General features: G+C 50.2%; 15 protein-coding genes. 2 read left to right on the forward strand and 13 right to left on the reverse strand.

Annotation, left to right across the window (positions count from 1 at the left end):
- Positions 1-4: 4 nt before the first annotated feature.
- The 3 genes from BN6465_RS18900 to BN6465_RS18910 are packed head-to-tail and all read right to left on the reverse strand — an operon-like array spanning position 5 to position 2020.
- Complete coding sequence (locus BN6465_RS18900; protein ID WP_066738115.1) at positions 5-535, reverse strand: hypothetical protein; 531 nt, start codon at positions 533-535, stop codon at positions 5-7.
- Positions 526-1185: a J domain-containing protein gene (locus BN6465_RS18905; RefSeq protein WP_066738117.1), complete on the reverse strand. Its 660-nt coding sequence runs from the start codon at positions 1183-1185 to the stop codon at positions 526-528. Before BN6465_RS18905 ends, BN6465_RS18900 begins: the two co-directional genes overlap by 10 nt.
- Positions 1166-2020, reverse strand: a complete 855-nt coding sequence (locus tag BN6465_RS18910; RefSeq protein WP_066738119.1) for a DUF5685 family protein — start codon at positions 2018-2020, stop codon at positions 1166-1168. Before BN6465_RS18910 ends, BN6465_RS18905 begins: the two co-directional genes overlap by 20 nt.
- A gap of 170 nt (positions 2021-2190) precedes the next feature.
- On the opposite strand from BN6465_RS18910, the gene BN6465_RS18915 reads away from it, so the two are divergent.
- Positions 2191-4215, forward strand: coding sequence for a DUF5107 domain-containing protein (locus tag BN6465_RS18915; protein WP_066738121.1), 2025 nt, complete (start codon positions 2191-2193; stop codon positions 4213-4215).
- A gap of 67 nt (positions 4216-4282) precedes the next feature.
- Here BN6465_RS18915 and tig read toward each other — a convergent pair whose 3' ends face one another.
- Both tig and cls read right to left on the reverse strand, forming a co-directional pair.
- The gene (gene tig / locus BN6465_RS18920; protein WP_066738123.1) at positions 4283-5392 is read right to left on the reverse strand and encodes a trigger factor; all 1110 of its coding nucleotides are present in this window, start codon (positions 5390-5392) and stop codon (positions 4283-4285) included.
- Between the two features lie 99 nt (positions 5393-5491).
- Positions 5492-6967: a cardiolipin synthase gene (gene cls / locus BN6465_RS18925; RefSeq protein ID WP_066738125.1), complete on the reverse strand. Its 1476-nt coding sequence runs from the start codon at positions 6965-6967 to the stop codon at positions 5492-5494.
- Positions 6968-7163: 196 nt separating this feature from the next.
- On the opposite strand from cls, the gene BN6465_RS18930 reads away from it, so the two are divergent.
- Positions 7164-7610, forward strand: a complete 447-nt coding sequence (locus BN6465_RS18930; protein WP_066738127.1) for a hypothetical protein — start codon at positions 7164-7166, stop codon at positions 7608-7610.
- Between the two features lie 59 nt (positions 7611-7669).
- Here BN6465_RS18930 and BN6465_RS18935 read toward each other — a convergent pair whose 3' ends face one another.
- The 8 genes from BN6465_RS18935 to BN6465_RS18970 form a co-directional block, all read right to left on the reverse strand.
- Positions 7670-9463 (reverse strand): L-fucose isomerase, encoded by a 1794-nt coding sequence (locus BN6465_RS18935; RefSeq protein WP_066738129.1) that lies wholly within the window; start codon positions 9461-9463, stop codon positions 7670-7672.
- A 45-nt stretch (positions 9464-9508) separates the two neighbouring features.
- Positions 9509-10408 (reverse strand): dihydrodipicolinate synthase family protein, encoded by a 900-nt coding sequence (locus tag BN6465_RS18940; protein ID WP_066738131.1) that lies wholly within the window; start codon positions 10406-10408, stop codon positions 9509-9511.
- Positions 10409-10421: 13 nt separating this feature from the next.
- Complete coding sequence (locus BN6465_RS18945) at positions 10422-11372, reverse strand: phosphoglycerate dehydrogenase (protein WP_066738133.1); 951 nt, start codon at positions 11370-11372, stop codon at positions 10422-10424.
- Positions 11369-12151 (reverse strand): amidohydrolase family protein, encoded by a 783-nt coding sequence (locus BN6465_RS18950; protein WP_066738135.1) that lies wholly within the window; start codon positions 12149-12151, stop codon positions 11369-11371. Before BN6465_RS18950 ends, BN6465_RS18945 begins: the two co-directional genes overlap by 4 nt.
- The gene (locus tag BN6465_RS18955; protein ID WP_066738137.1) at positions 12148-13119 is read right to left on the reverse strand and encodes an ABC transporter permease; all 972 of its coding nucleotides are present in this window, start codon (positions 13117-13119) and stop codon (positions 12148-12150) included. The genes BN6465_RS18950 and BN6465_RS18955 overlap by 4 nt, the downstream gene beginning before the upstream one ends.
- Complete coding sequence (locus BN6465_RS18960; RefSeq protein WP_066738139.1) at positions 13119-14075, reverse strand: ABC transporter permease; 957 nt, start codon at positions 14073-14075, stop codon at positions 13119-13121. Before BN6465_RS18960 ends, BN6465_RS18955 begins: the two co-directional genes overlap by 1 nt.
- A 12-nt stretch (positions 14076-14087) precedes the next feature.
- Positions 14088-15584, reverse strand: coding sequence for a sugar ABC transporter ATP-binding protein (locus BN6465_RS18965; protein ID WP_066738141.1), 1497 nt, complete (start codon positions 15582-15584; stop codon positions 14088-14090).
- 70 nt (positions 15585-15654) lie between these two features.
- A complete protein-coding gene (locus tag BN6465_RS18970) occupies positions 15655-16776 on the reverse strand; it encodes a substrate-binding domain-containing protein (protein ID WP_066738143.1) in 1122 nt (373 codons plus the stop codon).
- Positions 16777-16959: the final 183 nt, after the last annotated feature.

The raw sequence follows: 16959 nt of genomic DNA on the forward strand, positions 1-16959 counted from the left end.
AGGCCTATAAAAACCTTCCCCGCATCTTGCTCCATATATGTCCCTGTACATATTCATACGCCTTATCATAGAGTATAAGGGCAATCTGCCCTGCCCCGATAATCCCGAAAAGCATTTGTACCGGCAGCGTTCTTGCAATCAGCAGCTTTGGGAAGAAAATTACCATAGGGATAAACATAATGTTAAATATCACATACTTTATCACCCAGAACCAAACTCTTCTGTTTGTCTTTTCGGATGTTCTTCCCAGCAGTCTCCACGACCATTCGATACCTAAAATGTAAAGTCCCATTGCCCCATAAGAAGCCACATACAGCTTATTGGGCGCCACGAGCAGCCCGAGCAGTATCCCTGCCAAGTAAAAAGCCACGCCGCCTGGCAGACCATTCTCCCGTACGACAATACCTACAAAATAGGACGCTGCCGCCAATAGGAACAACGTATTCGTCTCTATCACACTGCCCAGCACCATGCAGATAACCGTCAGTGCCAGAAGCAGCCCTCCAAAGGCCATCCGCTTTGCTTTTACATGCATGAACAAAGATCCCCTCCCATACATTCGCAGAGCGTATCGGCACACCACAGGTCACAGCACAGATTTCCTGTCCCGCAGCTTGTGTTGTTGTTGCCATATCCGCCCCCGTAAGGGTTATTTTGATAGCGCTGGCTGTTCCAGCTCAGTTGATTCAAAAACTGGGTGTATCTGGGATTGTTGGGCTCCATATTGACCGCTGCCGCCGCATGGTCGCGGGCCAGCACATTATTGCCCACCCCCGCGTTAGCCACGCCGCTCAGGTAATGCCACTCTGCTGTTCTGTTGGACATTCTTCCCAGAACGTTCAGTGCATCCTGAAACCGTCTGTTATTAATAAAATTATAGGCCGCCTGCAGCTCTACATCCTGCTGGCCGCTGCTGTAGGAGCTGCTCTGCTGTCCGGAGTAAGAGCCACTCTGTCCATAGCCGCTGTAGCCGTAGCCATAGCTGCCTCTGCCCTCCCGCTCCTTCATGATTGTATCATATGCTTCCTGCACTTCCTCGAATTTCTCCTCCGCTAAATCCGCCAGCGGGTTATTTACATTGGCATCGGGATGATATTTGCGTATCAGTTCTCGATATACTCTCTTTATCTCATCATCCGACGCATTGGGCGATACGCCCAGTACATCATATGGATTCTTCACCATTGTGTCCGTTCCTCACTTTTCTTTGTACTTGCAGTTTGTTATAACGATTCCAAACTCCATCATATAATATGTTGCGCAAAATGTCTATATCCAACAGGCAGGGAAGCCGTTCAAATTCGGCGCTGCACTCTCCCATCATCATGCAGAGCATTTCTTTTACCCGCTCCTCATAGTCCGCCCGCTCCGACAGCCGCTGCATCGGATTATAATTTCCTTCTTTTCTATCCTTCTCCAAATCTTCGTAGGCATCCATAATGTAGATATATTTCCCCAAAAAGAAGCCAAGCCTTCGAAGGCGCCCCTCCCAGTGGTCCTTTTTATATAGAAACAGTTCTTCCATCACCCTTCCAAAACACCCGGCGGGCTTGTCGATGTTCTCCTCCCGGCTCTTCTCATATTCCGCCAGCGCTTTCAGCTCCTTCTGTATCGCACGGCATTGTCTGGGATACTTGTGAATGACTTTCTTCACCTTCCGCCTGAGGGCACAGGTACCGAGAAATCCTCCCACTTTCTTTTCATCCACCCAATCGTCTTTCAGATGGTAATAGGCGAGAATCAAGTTCATATCCGCCGCATATTCTGTGATTTCATTGACCAGCATCCTCTGCTTCTTTACCGGATGCACCTTACACCGGTGAAGCTCTGTCTTTGTCTCACTCTCATACAGTGATGTAAGAAGAATGACCGCAAACGTCATATCGTATGTGAGCGTCATCTGCCCCATGGTCCCGTACCGCTTTTTCAAACTTCTGCACAACCCGCAGTAGTAGGACTTATATTTTCGAAAATCCTTCATTTTTAATTCCGGCTCGCAAACCGTTACATATCCAAACATCCATCCCTTCCTTTCTATGCATAAACATTTAGTAGTTCAATTCTAACAATTTTCTCCGGCTTTATCAACAAATCCCCGCAAAGAATTTGTCCTCTGTCCCACCTCTCTTGTAAACCAACCGAAAACATGCTACCATACCAAAGTACGAAACGAAAAGGAGAGGGTTTACCATGAATATCAAGACAGAATTTATTACTATACAGGGGGCCCCTCTGGAGGGCGCCAACCCACTTCCCCACTTCCGGGAGCGGAACCATGACACACATCCTGTGGACAACGGAACACTGCGGCCGGAAGACAACGAGCGGTTCGGAACCGAGACGGCCTTCCGTGTCCTTCCTTACCGTATGCAGGACCGCTACAGCCGCAAAAAACGAACCATGGAGATAACCGGAGTTGTAATGGAAAATGAATTCCTCCGCGCAGAATTTCTCCCTGACTATGGCGGACGCCTCTATTCTTTGAAAGAAAAGACAGGCGGGAAGGAACTCCTATACCGCAATCCGGTCTTCCAGCCGGCCAACCTTGCCATCCGCAATGCTTGGTTCTCGGGAGGAATCGAGTGGAACATCGCTCAGCTCGGGCACTCCTGCTCTACCTGTGATAAAGTCTTTTTCGCAAAAGTTCGAGGCGAGGATGGCTATGAATTTCTGAGAATGTATGATTACGAGCGGACCCGGGGGCTTTTATGGCAGATTGACTTCCATCTGCCCGACGGCAGCCGCCAGCTCTATGCCCATACAGTAATTATCAACGATACGGACAAAGCGGTTCCCATGTACTGGTGGACCAACATCGCCGCAAGAGAAGAGGAGGGCTGCCGGATTTTTTCAGGAACCAGAGAGGTGCTGTACATAGAACCCCAGTCACTCTCCAAAGGAGATGCTCATTCCTTCGGGCGGGGTGAGCTGCCGTCACTCCCCGTCCTTCCTGAAAAGGATGCCTCCTATCCAGAAAACTTCCACTACACAAGTGAGTATTTTTTCCAGAACCCAAAAACGATGGACTCGCCTTGGGAAGCCATCACCTATACGGACGGCTCCGCCTTTTTTGAGCGTTCCACACAGCCCCTCTACGTGCGCAAGATGTTCTGCTGGGGCAGCCACAACGGAGGGCGGACTTGGCGTGATTACCTTTCCGTACCGGGAAAGGGTAATTATGTGGAGATACAGGCCGGCCTTGCGCCCACGCAGCTTCACACCATACAGCTGGATGCCCACGAGGTTATTTCCTTCACCCAGTGCTACGGCAGCTTATCCTTAGAGTCCGGAGACGCCAACCTGCCGGACTACGAGTCTGCCCGCATGTTGGTGAAGACTGCCGTAAACGCGGCCGTCTCCGCTGACAAGGTAAAAGAGATGGACGGCTTTTTCTCCGCCCACGCCACCTTGCCCTGCTCCAAACTCATACACAGCGGCCACGGCTGGGGTGCTCTTGAGCAGGCCCGCCGCCTCAAAGAAGGGCAGCCCCTTTTCCCGCGCCAATTCACCTTTCCGGCTGAGACGCTTACCACCACACAGGAAAATTGGCTTGCGCTTTTATGGGACGGCCCCATGGAGGAACTAACCAGCGCGCAAGTCCCTCTCTCCTTCCAGACCGATCCCGCATGGCTTCCTTACCTAAAGCATCGGGTGAATGCCGAACCGGACAATGTGACCGCTCTTTTGCTCATGGGAATCTTGCTCTACGAGAACGGAGCGTGGGACTACGGAACCGCCTGTTGGAAAAAAGCCTTGCAGCACCAGAATCTACCGATTCTTTGGAGGAATCTCGCTTGTGCCGCCGCTCAGGAGGGGAACAATGCTCAGGCTGTCGCCTATATGGAACAAGCTCATCTGGAGTCTTATCCCGACATCGACCGTGCCTTCTACGCCGAATACTTCCGCTATCTTCTGATAGACGGTCAGGCAGAAAAAATATTCGCCCTATATCAGAATCTTCCTGAGAGCCTGCAGAACACCGAAGTTCTATTGCTGGAGGCCTGTGAAGCCGCAGAGCAATTGCTGTCCGCTGACGATGGCGCACACAACGAGACCACTGTCTTTGGCTTTCTGGAAGACGCCTTCACAAGAGACTATGCTTTAATAAGGGAAGGCGAGACCCGCATGAGCGATATCTGGTTCGCCTATGCACGTAAAAAAGGAATCCGCAGTGACCGGATTCCCAGACATCTCGATATGCGCCTTACGGACTAACATATCCACAATGTAAATATACCCCGTCAAGCTGCATGCGCAGCGATTGGCGGGGTATGATTAAGCGTTATTTTGTTGAACTTGTTTCATTTGTTTTATTATTTCCCGCATTGCCGGTGGAATCGTCTGATTCCTTAGGCTCCACCTGCTTGCAGTTATCAGCCACCCACTTCTGTACGACTTCTTTATTCGCCATCTTCATCAGTTCTTCTTCGGATGCGTCTTCCAGCATAGCCTCTACACTTTCATAGCCGTAAGTCTCTGCGTACTCTTCATACTTCTTCTGAAGCTCATCCTCGGACAAAGCAAGCTTCTCCTTCTTCGCAATAAGCTCAATCACCTGCTCCTGCTGAATCTGGGATTTAGCGGCTTTGGAGAGCTGGGTATTATAAGTATCCTCATCCATGTTCAGATAAGTTTCCAAGAAATCCGTGAACTCAACACCATACATCTCAGCGTACTGCTTATACTGTGAGTCTATCATATCTATCATTTCCTGAAGTTCTTCTGTCGGATACTTTTTCACCTCAACATTTTCCATCAATGCGCTCCAAGCATTGGAAACCAATGTCTCCTCTGCGCTTGCTTGGTTATTATCCGCCAAGAGTTTCTTCACTTCTTTTTTGTAATCTTCCACTGTCTTTGATTCTTTAGACACTTTGGCAACAAAATCGTCATTCAATTCAGGAACATTACTCTTGGAGATAGATTTCACAGTTATGGTAAATACTGCCGCTTTTCCAGCCATCTCCGCATTACCGTAATCTTCCGGGAATGTTACGTCAATGTCAAAGGTCTCCCCTGCATTGTGTCCGATAATTCCGTCTTCAAATCCGGGAATGAAAGTACCGCTTCCTATCTCTAAATCGGAATCCGTTGCACTTCCGCCGTCGAACGCCACACCGTCGACTTTGCCCTCATAATCAATTTTCACCGTGTCCCCGCTTTCCACCGGGCGGTCTGTAACCTCCACAACATCCGCATTCTGCTCGAGCTGGGCTTGGATGTAACTTTCCACTTCTTCGTCCGTTACCTTTGCTGTATCGGCTTTTTCTACTTCTATACCCTTATACTGCTTCACCTTCACATAGTCGTTGGATATTTCTTTGGAACAGCCCGTAACAAGAACTGCTAACGCGCAGACACCTGCCGCGAGCACTGCCATCTTCTTTTTCATTACTACACCTCTTAATACTTAAATTTAACGCTATTACGTTTATAACACATTCAAGGCAAAATGAAAAGGGATTTTCTTGAGTTCACAGTTATTTCAGAATTACAAAAGCGGGGAGAACAATCTTGAGAACTGCTCCTTTATGCGAATCCACAGTGTTCTTTCCTCATACATTTTCCTTGTGACCAGCGTACTTTTTCTGATATCGTTCAAAAATGCCTCTTCCATGATTCTGGTAGTCCGTTCGCTGTAAATAGTGGCGTTTACTTCAAAATTGAGCTGGAAGCTCCGGATATCCATGTTGGCTGTCCCCATGCAGGTAACCTGTCCGTCCACCGTCAATGTTTTGGCATGGAGGAATCCATTATCATAAGTGTAACATCTGGCCCCCTCCGCGATCATCTCCCCGATATGGGAGTAAGTGGCCCAATAGACAAGGGGATGATCCGGCTTACAGGGTACCATGATCCGCACATCAATCCCCGAACGGGCCGCCACCTTGAGAGCCGCAAGAATCGGGTCATCCGGTATGAAGTACGGTGTCTGCAGATAAATGTGATGCCTTGCCTTGTGGATAAGTTTAAGATAGTTGTCCCGAATCGCAGGATTCTGAGAGTCCGGGCCGCTTGAAATAATCTGTACAGGATCTCTGCCGTTCCTTACATAGACCGGTATCTCAAACAAATGGTCCTCCAGAAACAGATTTTCCTTTGCCGCATAGTTCCAGTCCAGCACGAAGCGGACAGCAAGCGATGTCACCGCCGAACCTTCTATACATATGTGCGTATCTCTCCAGTACCCGAACTTTTTCGAGAGACCGATATATTCTCTGCCGATATTGAATCCTCCCACAAAACCGATTCTTCCGTCAATCACGGCAATCTTCCTGTGGTTGCGGTAATTCAGGCGAAGCTGTAGATTCCCGAATAATGCGGGGAAAAATTCTGCCACCTGAATCCCGGCATTCTCCAGCCTGACCCAAGTCTTATTGCGGGTGCTCCGGCATCCCATGGCATCGAAAAGCACACGTATCTCCACGCCCTGACGGGCCTTACGCACCAGAACGTCCTCCAATTCCTGCCAGAGTTCATCATCACGGATAATGTAATACTGCAAATGTATATAACGCTGGGCCTGCTCCATCTCCGCAAGCAGCGCCTCGAATTTTTCCTTCCCGTCTGTATAGACTCTCACATCATTGTTGTCGGTAAGTACCGCCTCCGCACTGTTGAGATTATACAATATCAGGCTCTGGAACCGCTCCATTTCCGGGTTTCTGAGCCTTAGCTTTTTCCGGTAAATGGATTCCTCCTGCCTTCTGATCGCATATTTTACCTCTCCCTCTATCTCCTTCACCCGGAACATTTTACTCTTTCTATAGTCCTGCCCCAGAAGAAGATAAAGAAAAAAGCCGGCTATCGGCACAAAATACAAGACCAGCAGCCAGGTCCAGACCGTCTGCGGACTCCTGCGCTGAAAAAATATAATCACGATAGATAACAAAATATTAATAAACACGAGATTGTCCATGCACCACCAAAATGCATTCCCGGCAACGCTCCAGATAGTATCACCCATTCTCTCACCCGTCCTCCCATACAAAGAGTATTACCCTTTGCTGATATTATACCCGTTTCCTTCTGGAAAAGTAACCCCAAACCATGTAAAACCACTGAGAAAAACGGACAGAATACGCCAGAATCTCTTGCACTTGCCTGCAAACAATGTTACAATGTCAAATGTGAATATACGAAACGTATGAGGAGGAATACCCGTGAGTACAGTAACAATTGTTTTACTGGTTATATTAGCTGTTCTGGTCATTGCACTGATTGTTTTATATTTCCTCGGGAAAAAAGCAGAAAAGAAACAGGCTGAACAAGAAAAGATGCTGGAGTCCGCAGCCCAGCAGGTAACGATGCTGATTATCGACAAAGGAAAGATGCGTTTGAAAGACGCCGGCTTTCCGGCCATCGTAATGGAAAGCACGCCAAAGTATCTGCGCCGCTCTAAAGTACCTGTGGTAAAAGCCAAGGTCGGGCCGAAGATTATGACTCTGATGTGTGACGCGAAAGTATTTCCGCTGATTCCTATCAAGAAGGAAGTAAAGGCTACTATAAGCGGTATCTACATCACCAATGTCAAAGGACTCAGAGGACCGCTGGAAGCGCCGAAGAAGAAGAAAAAAGGTCTTATGGCGAAGCTTCGCGGTGAAGCATAAAGAATTTTATTCCATGCAATTATAGAAAAACGATGCTGATAACAGCATCGTTTTTTTGTCTATTTATACATCGGCCCATAAGCCGCACACGCCCGGTAGTCCTGCGCCTCCTTGTCCATCCCGAAGGCATTCCAACTGGCCGGACGGAAGATGGACTCCTCCGGTACATTGTGCATGCACACCGGTATCCGCAGCATCGAGCACAGCGTGATCATATCCGCGCCCACATGACCGTAGCTGATGGCCCCATGGTTCGCCCCCCAGTTGTTCATCACATCGTAGGCGCTCTTGAACGCCCCCTCGCCCGTGACTCTTGGCGCGAACCACGTGCACGGCCATGTATAATCCGTACGCTTCCACAGGCTGTCCGACACCTCCTCCGGAAGCTCCACGCTCCAACCTTCCGCCAGCTGCACCACAGGGCCCACTCCCTTCACCAGATTCACGCGCACCATGGTCATGGGCATTCTGGCCCGCGTCTCGAACCGGGAGGAATACCCGCCTCCCCGGAAGTAGCCCAGATCCGCCTCGCACCATGTGGTGGCCTTCAGGCAGGCGTCGATGTCCGTTTCCGTCATCTCCCAGAAGGGCTTCATGCTCCCCCTGCCCCCGGCGTCCCTGGCCGCACCGCTGGCATCCAGGCAGCAGGCCCCGGAGTTGATCAGATGCAGGAAACCGCCCGCTTCTTTCGCCTCCCCTTCCAGTTCATACCCAGTCACTCTCTTCACCGCCTCCCCGGACCAGCAGGTGCGCACATCCGCGAACATCTGGGCCCGGTTCGTCAACAGCTTCAAGAGCAGCATGCCCACCCCGTTCAGGGTGTCGTTCTCCGTGGCAAGGATGTAGGGCTCCCTCGCCCCGTTCCAGTCGAAGGAGCTGTTCAGGATGGCCTCCGGGAAATCCGTGTTGGGCAGGTGGTCCGTCCACTGCCGCTGGCCTTGGAAGCCCGCCGCTATGGCGTTATGCCCCAGCTTCTCCTCCCCCCATTCTTCCGGGAGCCTCGGGTTCCCGTTCATCAGGTCCTTGATGATGAGGGCACATTTGATGGTGAATTCCCAGTTGTAGTCCTTGGCTTCTCGGTCGTGCTGTACTTCCAGAGGATTCTTGTCCCATCCCTCCGGGCAGCGCTCCTTCACCCACGCCCGCGCCTTCTCATATTCCTTCTCGTCGTAGATGCCCCGCTCTATCCTCCGCAGCACTTCCACCTCGTCCACGGACTCCACCCGCATGCCCAGATATTCCTCGAAGAAATCCGGATCGATGCCGGAGCCGGAGATGCCCATGCAGGCAGCGCCTATCTGCAGATAGGACTTCCCGCGCATGGAGGCTGCGGCCACCGCGGCCCTCGCGAACCGGAGCAGCTTTTCCTGCACATCCGCGGGGATCTCTTCATCATCCGCCTCCTGCACATGCCTTCCATAGATGCCGAAGGCGGGGAGCCCCTTCCTTGCGTGGGCGGCCAGCACTGAGGCCAGATAGACCGCGCCGGGGCGTTCCGTAGCGTTGAGCCCCCAGACCCCCTTGATGGTCATGGGGTCCATGTCCATGGTCTCCGAGCCGTAGCACCAGCAGGGCGTCACGGAGAGGGTAATGTCTACGCCCGCGGTCCTGAACTTCTGGGCACAGGCGGCGGCCTCCGCCACACGGCCGATGGTGGTGTCCGCCACGACGACTTCCACCGTTTCTCCGTCTGTATAGCGGATATGCTCCTCAAAGAGCCTCTTCGCCGCCTTTGCCATGGACATGGTCTGTTCTTCCAGTCCGCCCCGCACGTCCAGCAGTCCCTGTCTGGCGTCAATGACCGGGCGGATTCCAATTACGGGATGCCTTCCTATCACTCTCTTCTCTGCCATTTTTCTTCCTCCTTACCGCAGCTTTACTGCTATCCATCCACAATCCTATACTTCTGTGAAGTGCCGTTCATCAAGCTTCTTAATCAAGGCCGCCTCTCGCTTCTCATCCAGCGGTATAAGCGGCGCCCGCATCCCGCTGCCCGCTATAATTCCCCTGTGTTTCAGCGCAGTCTTATAACAGGCAATATTCTGTTTTTCACTTAAGATATTATTTAAAATATTTGTTTTTTTCTGCAGCCTCATTGCCTGCTCCGTATCTCCTGCCTGAACAGCGGCCCATACCGCCTCATAATGCTCAGGAATTACATTGGCGTTTCCCGATACCGTCCCGTCCCCGCCCGCAAAACACGTAACGGCAAATAACTCATCTGGCCCGCATAATACGGAAAACTCTCCATTTTTTAAGGTCATGAATTCTTGGATTCTGGACATATTATTTACACTATACTTAATTCCCACCACATTAGGACATCTGTCGGCCAGCTTCCCCGCTAACTCGGGTGTGATATCGTTGACTGCACACTGCGGTATTCCGTACAAGTATATCGGGAAATCCACCCCCACGCTTTTGGATACCGACTCATAAAATCCTGTGAGTTCTTCGTCGGTGAGTTTAAAAAACGCCGGTGTCACAACTCCGATTCCGTCGGCCCCCGTCCGCTCTGCATGCCGGGCCAGTTCTTTGGTATCTTCAAGATTCCATGCCCCCGCCTGTACATAGACAACCGCTCTCCCAGCGGCCTGCTGGATAACAGTCTCCGCCACCACCTTCCTTTCCTCCACGCTTAAATACATCATTTCCCCCGTCGTTCCCGCCGGATAGAGACATTGAATCCCCTTATCGATCAAATATTCCGTCAGTTTTTCCAGACTCTTAACATCAACTCTGCCCTCTTCATCAAATGGTGTCACCATCGGCACCGTCACCCCATATAATTTCCTCATGGCGAATCCCTCCTCATACTAATTTATTCTTCGGCTCTTTTCCCGCAAACACATCCAGCAATGCCTGAGCGGTCGCCATACCTGTTTGGGCATAGTTCTCATAAGATTCTGCCGCCGTATGAGGCGTACACACATAATTGTCAAACTCAAACAGCGGATACTTTGCCGTCACAGGCTCTGTCTCAAAAACATCCGAGCCATAACCCGCAATTTTTCCGGCACGCATCCCTTCATACACAACCCTCTCGTCCACAATAGTGCCTCTGGATGTGTTAACGATATAGACACCGTCCCTGCAGTGCTCCAGAGCCTTCTCATCCAGCAGGTGATAAGTATCCGGCAGCGCAGGAACATGAAGCGACAGCACATCGCTCTCCTCCAAGACCTTATCTAGTCCACACATCTCTACTCCAAGACGTTTTGCCGCCATCTCATCGGGGTATTTATCATAGGCAGTAATCCTGCACCCAAATGGCTGCAGCTTCTCCGCCAGATTCCGGGCCACTGCGCCGAACCCGATAAGCCCCACTATCTTTCCTCTTAGTTCTCTCACCATCACCCGGGGCCACCGTCCTTCTCTTGCCGCTTGATTAAGCACCGGGAAGTACCTCATAATGCTAAGTATCAGCATCAGTGCGTGCTCCGCCACCGATTCTGTATTGATTCCCGGGCAGTTGCACACCTGAATTCCCCTTTTTTTTGCCGCCTCAAGGTCAATATTGTCCACCCCTACCCCGAATCTGGCAATCCCTTTGAGCTTCGGCGCTAATTCCATCAACCGCTCATCCCACACATCCACTCCGGCTATCACACCGTCCACATCTCCCACGAGCCCACTTAACTGCCCGAATGTGAGCGGCCCTTTTGTTTCATTTTCTATTACCTCACACCCCTGCTCCTGCAGATAGCGTTTCGCCTCGGCACAATACAGCGAATAATTTGGCAATGCCGCTAATATTTTCATATTTTAGTCCTTTCTTCGTTGGACAGCTTCAGCTTGAAAACAGTCTCAGCCGTCTTATACATAATCTGCTCCATTCCTTCCTCATCCAATATCCCCCTGCGGTGTAAGTCCCGGTATTTTGAAAGCTCTGTCTGCATCTGCAGAGTCACATCGGAAGAAAACATCACCCGTGCTGGCCCGAGGCTCTCAATAATCTCACAGGTAGCCTCAATCCCCGCACCGCTTGGCTCAATAAATACATTCTCATAAGTCTTTGCCACATAGATTGCCTGTTGTGTATAGAAATTTGCCCCCGCATGAGCCATGACAATCGGAACATCCGGAAATGCCTCCGCACAGGGCTGTATCTTAATCGGATCGGCAAACGGAATTCCCATTCCCGTATGTATCATGACCGGTACCTTGAGCTCCCGGGCTACCTGAAAGACATGCATCCCATCCTTGGAACAGGGAGATATTGCATGTCCGGCCGGTGTTATCTTAATTCCCACAAATCCAAGCTCCTGCACACAGCGCTTTGTCTCCCGCTCATAATCCTCGGCTCTAAAATGTGGGTTCACAGATGCCATTCCAAAAATCCTCCCCGGACTTTTCTTGGTCATTCTATAGATTCTATCATGTATATTTTGAAACTCTTCAATATATGGACGCGGTATATATGGCTGGACAATCCCCCCGTCCACACCGTAACTGCGGAAGTTGTCAAGAAGCTCTTCCTCTGTAGTCTGCTGGTCGAACGTGACATCCGTCCCTATGTGGCAATGTGCATCGATAATCATAATTTCCCGCCTTTCTTTCTGCCTAACTGAAGTTTATTTGCCTCCAATACAAGCGCCAAAAGTAGTACCACTCCATACAGAAGCTGCTGAACTCCGGGCGATGCCTTGAGCACCGTCAGAACACTCAACACGATCGTAATAATCAAAGCCCCGCTTGTACTGCCTACTGTGTGTCCCTTTCCTCCGTTCATGGAAATCCCCCCGATGGCAACCGCCGCCAGTGTGATGAACATATAAGAATCCCCCATGCCCAGATAAGATTGTCCCACTCTGCCGCTCATGATCAGGCCTCCCACCGCGGCGCACAGCGCACTTATCATGTAAGTAATCATCACCGTCTGTCTCACATTTACCCCCGAAAAGTACGCAGCTCTTCTGCAGTTCCCTACCGCGTAGAGACGTTTACCGTACGCACTTCTCTTCAGTACCAGCATCAGCACCACCATAATGGCACCAAAGAAAATGGTGACCACCGGGATAAACCCTATCTTTGCTTTGGCAAATCCCACAAGTCCCTGCGGTGTAAAACCTCCTGCAGTCCCCTTTGTCCAGAAGAGCAGCGCTCCCATCAAAATAGAATTCATGCCATAGGTCATTATCATCGGATGCACCTTTAGATAGGCAATTCCAAATCCACTGACGGCCCCAGCCAGCAGCGCCCCCGCAAGAACCGCCACAAATGCCGTACCTGACCCCCAGCCTTTTGTATTAATGCCATAATTCAAAATGACTGCCGCCGAATTCATCATATAAGGAACAGACATATCAATACCGCCTGTCAGTACGGGGAATGTCTGCCCCAGTACTAAAAAACCAAGTATCGCCAAATCGGAAAGCAGCACACTGATATGGCTCAGGCTCCCGAATCCGCTGTAGAATAAGCTGATTACAACGACCAAAGCCACAGCAATTAGATAATTTCCTAGAATTTCCGTATTGTTCCTCACTGCACCTTTTATTTTCTCCATCACATATCCACCTCCATCTTTTTACGGTTATGGAAGATTGCCGTAAAGGAACTGATGCAGACAGAGACGATAAGAATCACGCCCTGAAGCAGCGATGTCATGTAGGAAGATACGCCGACCGCAACCATAAGACTTGTCAACAGCCGCATGATAACCGCCCCCATAACAGCCCCGGCAAAACTATAATATCCGGTCACGATACTGCAGCCCCCGATGACTGCAGCGGCACAGGATAGCAAAATAAAGCTGTCCCCCGCGGTAGGCGACCCGGAAGATACCTGTGCTGTTCTAAAAAGCCCGGAACACGCCGCCAAAAAACCGGATATGGTATATACCAAAATTTTCGTTCTCGTCACATTTATCCCGCCGAAATAAGCCCCCTTTTCGTTGCTTCCAACTGCCAGCACCGCAATCCCCAGTCTGGACACTTTAAAAAAGACGCCAATGATAATCAATGCGGCTAAAATAAGAAGGGACACTTTTACACTTCCAAATTTGTACAGAAGCGCTTTTGTAAATGCCCTTGGCACCTTCCCTCCGTCTACCGACAGAATGCAGAGCGCGGCGCCGCTCCATATAGCCCATGTCGTCAGGGTGGCAATAAACGGCTGAAGGCGGAACTTCACAATGATAAACCCGTTGAACATGCCTGCCGCCGCCCCCGCCAGCAGAATCCCAAAGGAAAACAATACGATTCCGCCCACAGAGTCCGGCATATACGCGGCCGCAAGGCAATTTGTAAAAGATATCAGGCCGCCCACAGATAAATCTGTACCGCCAATCATAAACACCAGTGTCTGCCCGATTCCAACCAGCGCCAGTGTCACCCACGCGTCAGCCTGACGGTTGAGCCAGTTAAAATTGATGACCCCCGGCTGGTAGATTCCCATAATGACTAGAATCACGGCTAGAATAATGTATGGAATAAACACATTTAGCTTTTTTTGAATCTCCATTTTCCTCTCCTTCTAAGCAACTCCGTCTCCTATAGACGCCCGCAGAATGTTCTCCTCCGTCAGCTTTTCCCCCGATAGGTCCGCCTTCACTGCCCCGTGATCCATTACAAGTACGCGGTCACAGACATTTACCAGCTCCTCCATATCTGTAGAGTAGAATAAAATACAGTTTCCTTCCGCAGCAAGCTTTCTCAGTAAAGCAAACATTGTATTTTTTGTCCCCACATCTACTCCCCGGGTAAAATCATAGAGAAGCAGTACCTTTGGATGAGTCATCATGAGTTTAGCCAGAACTACCTTCTGCTGATTGCCACCGCTCAGGCTGTTGACCGGATTCTCTATATCACCGGCTTTTATGGCAAGGCTCTCGACCGCCTGTGTGAGAAGCTGCTTTTCTTTCTTCCTGCTGATAAGTCCGAGTCTGGTAATCTTAGAGACGACAGGCAAGAGCAGATTGTCCGCAATGGACAAATCCAGAATAAGTCCTTCTGTCGCCCGCTCCTCCGGCACAAGGGAAATCCCTTCTGCCATCGCCTTTCCCGGAGTCTTCAGCCGAGTTTCCTTGCCTCCCAGGACAATCTTTCCCTTCTGGGCCTGCACGGCCCCTGAAAGCGCCAGTAAAAGCGCGTTTTGTCCTTGCCCTGCCAGCCCTCCGATTCCTACCACTTCTCCCATCCGCAGTGTAAGATCCACATGCTCCAGATAATGCTCAAAATGCAGTCCCTTTGTCTCCAGCACCACCACATCCCTGACGGTACTGATTTTTTCCGGATAATATCCGCTCATCTTCCTGCCCAGCATCATATGGACTAACCGATCATTGTCTACCTCATCAAGCCTGTGAGTCCCTACATTTTCTCCATTGCGGAATACAGTAACTATATTACAGAATCTACGGATTTCCCCCATTCTGTGGGAGATAAAAATAATAATTTTTTTCTTCTCCTGCAAACGTTTCACCAGATGATACAGCCACTCTACCCGGTCCGACGAAAGCGCTGATGTTGCCTCATCAAAAACAACCACCTGTGTGTCCCGGCTGAGTACCTTGACGATTTCGAGTGTCTGTTTTTCCGACAGGGACAACGCCTCTACTTTTGTCTCAGGCTCAATCCCCTCTACCTCAAATTCCTTAAATATCTGCCGCGCTTTGCTGCAGGCTGTTTTCCTTCTTGTCACCGATAATTTGTTGCCCAGATTCATGCCCAAAAACAAGTTATCTGCCACACTTAGATTGGGAATCAGGCTCAGCTCTTGAAAAACAATGCCGATTCCAGCTTCGATTGCCTGTTTGGGATGCACCGCAGTCATTTTCTTCTTCTCCAGATATATCGCTCCGCTGTCATAGCTCTGACAAGCGCCAAGACATTTAATCAATGTACTTTTTCCGGCCCCGTTTTCTCCCAGAAGTGCATGGACTTCTCCCTTCGCGGCCTGAAAGTCTACTCCCTTTAATGCCTGAACGCCTCCGAACGCTTTTGACAATCCTTTGATTTCCAAATCCGCCATCGCTCTTTTTCCTTTCCTGTGTTTCGGTCTATGCCCCTGCCAACCCGGCAGGGGTCTGTTATTCTGTCTCCTATTTGAAAATATCCGAAATCTCAGGCTGCAGCGCGAAATCTGTGGGAACTACCGGCCATCCAAACGACGCATCCTGATTCTTCCAGCAGTTTTCCCCCTCCTGAAGCTTATTGACCGTAACCCCCTCAAGCTCATGGATGGTATCTGCATTGTTGCTTGCCAGATAGAGGTCGTTGATGGTATTATCTTTTACCACATCTTCCTCTCCCGAGAGTACCTTGTATGCTGTCTCAATAGCAAGAGCGGACATTCCCGGCATTCCTGAAAGCCATACAAGCCCGTCATATCCGCCGTCCAGCATGGTCAGCGCATCGCCATTGTACACACCATATCCGCCGCCTACAATTACCGGAGGCTCCTTGCCCGCATCCTGAAAAGCTTGGACAACACCGGTCATAGGGCCCTGCGTCCACACTGCATGAATAGTGTCCGCAGCGGTGAGCGCCGAGGAAACACCCGTATATGTGGAGCCTTGCTCATAACTGCTCTCATACGTCCCTACAATCTTGATTCCTGCCTCAGCTTCCAGAACCTCCTTCGCCGCGTTATATTCCTGCTCCGCCATAGATGCGCCGGACAGTCCTAAATCCATGATGACATTCCCGCTGGCCTTACCTTTTCCGCCAAGCATCTCCACGATATATCCCGCGCCAATCTGTGCACGTTTTACACAGTCTGTCTGAATTTTATAAGGCGCGTCGGTCTCCACGCTCTGGTCGAACACGACTACGACGATTCCTGCGTCGATGGCCTCTTCAATCACAGAGTCCAGCGCTGTTGTAGATGATGGATCAATAAGAATCGCGTCATATCCACCGTCAATCATCGTCTGTATAGACGCAAGCTGTGCCTCCGGACTGTTGTCAGACTGTACGATGTCAAAATCAATTTTAGATGCATAAGGCTCCTGCTTGGCCGTCCACTCTGCCACAGAGCACATAATCTGCCGCCAGTCGTTCCCCATATAAGCGTTGCTCAATCCAATCTTAAATTTTTCGGAACTCTCTTTTTTCTCAGATTTCCCTTCCCCATCGTTAGAGCTGCCACAGGCAGCCAGTGAAAATGCCAATATCCCGGCTAAAACAATTGCTGTAACTCTTTTTAAATACCTTTTAAACATATTCTCTTTTCCTCCTTTGAAATGTATATACATAACACATCAGAATACAGGCCTTTGCGCGCCATTCAACCCTTTCCCGACATGTTTGCGTCCTTCGTTCTATAATAAAGAACATTGTTCTAATACTGTAGGTAAAAAAAATGAAGATTTATTCCATTCTTATATGTCACCGTGCCCGTGGAG

Origin of the sequence: Bariatricus massiliensis, assembly GCF_900086725.1 — a bacterium.
Classification (GTDB): domain Bacteria; phylum Bacillota; class Clostridia; order Lachnospirales; family Lachnospiraceae; genus Allocoprococcus; species Allocoprococcus massiliensis.

What these genes read in the sequence shown, in the direction of transcription:
- BN6465_RS18945 (WP_066738133.1), bottom strand. Translation starts at nt 11,372, where the DNA reads ATGAAAATATTAGCGGCATTGCCAAATTATTCGCTGTATTGTGCCGAG.
- BN6465_RS18915 (WP_066738121.1), top strand. Translation starts at nt 2,191, where the DNA reads ATGAATATCAAGACAGAATTTATTACTATACAGGGGGCCCCTCTGGAG.
- tig (WP_066738123.1), bottom strand. Translation starts at nt 5,392, where the DNA reads ATGAAAAAGAAGATGGCAGTGCTCGCGGCAGGTGTCTGCGCGTTAGCA.
- BN6465_RS18950 (WP_066738135.1), bottom strand. Translation starts at nt 12,151, where the DNA reads ATGATTATCGATGCACATTGCCACATAGGGACGGATGTCACGTTCGAC.
- BN6465_RS18940 (WP_066738131.1), bottom strand. Translation starts at nt 10,408, where the DNA reads ATGAGGAAATTATATGGGGTGACGGTGCCGATGGTGACACCATTTGAT.
- BN6465_RS18970 (WP_066738143.1), bottom strand. Translation starts at nt 16,776, where the DNA reads ATGTTTAAAAGGTATTTAAAAAGAGTTACAGCAATTGTTTTAGCCGGG.
- BN6465_RS18960 (WP_066738139.1), bottom strand. Translation starts at nt 14,075, where the DNA reads ATGGAGATTCAAAAAAAGCTAAATGTGTTTATTCCATACATTATTCTA.
- BN6465_RS18900 (WP_066738115.1), bottom strand. Translation starts at nt 535, where the DNA reads ATGCATGTAAAAGCAAAGCGGATGGCCTTTGGAGGGCTGCTTCTGGCA.
- BN6465_RS18955 (WP_066738137.1), bottom strand. Translation starts at nt 13,119, where the DNA reads ATGGAGAAAATAAAAGGTGCAGTGAGGAACAATACGGAAATTCTAGGA.
- BN6465_RS18965 (WP_066738141.1), bottom strand. Translation starts at nt 15,584, where the DNA reads ATGGCGGATTTGGAAATCAAAGGATTGTCAAAAGCGTTCGGAGGCGTT.
- cls (WP_066738125.1), bottom strand. Translation starts at nt 6,967, where the DNA reads ATGGGTGATACTATCTGGAGCGTTGCCGGGAATGCATTTTGGTGGTGC.
- BN6465_RS18935 (WP_066738129.1), bottom strand. Translation starts at nt 9,463, where the DNA reads ATGGCAGAGAAGAGAGTGATAGGAAGGCATCCCGTAATTGGAATCCGC.
- BN6465_RS18905 (WP_066738117.1), bottom strand. Translation starts at nt 1,185, where the DNA reads ATGGTGAAGAATCCATATGATGTACTGGGCGTATCGCCCAATGCGTCG.
- BN6465_RS18910 (WP_066738119.1), bottom strand. Translation starts at nt 2,020, where the DNA reads ATGTTTGGATATGTAACGGTTTGCGAGCCGGAATTAAAAATGAAGGAT.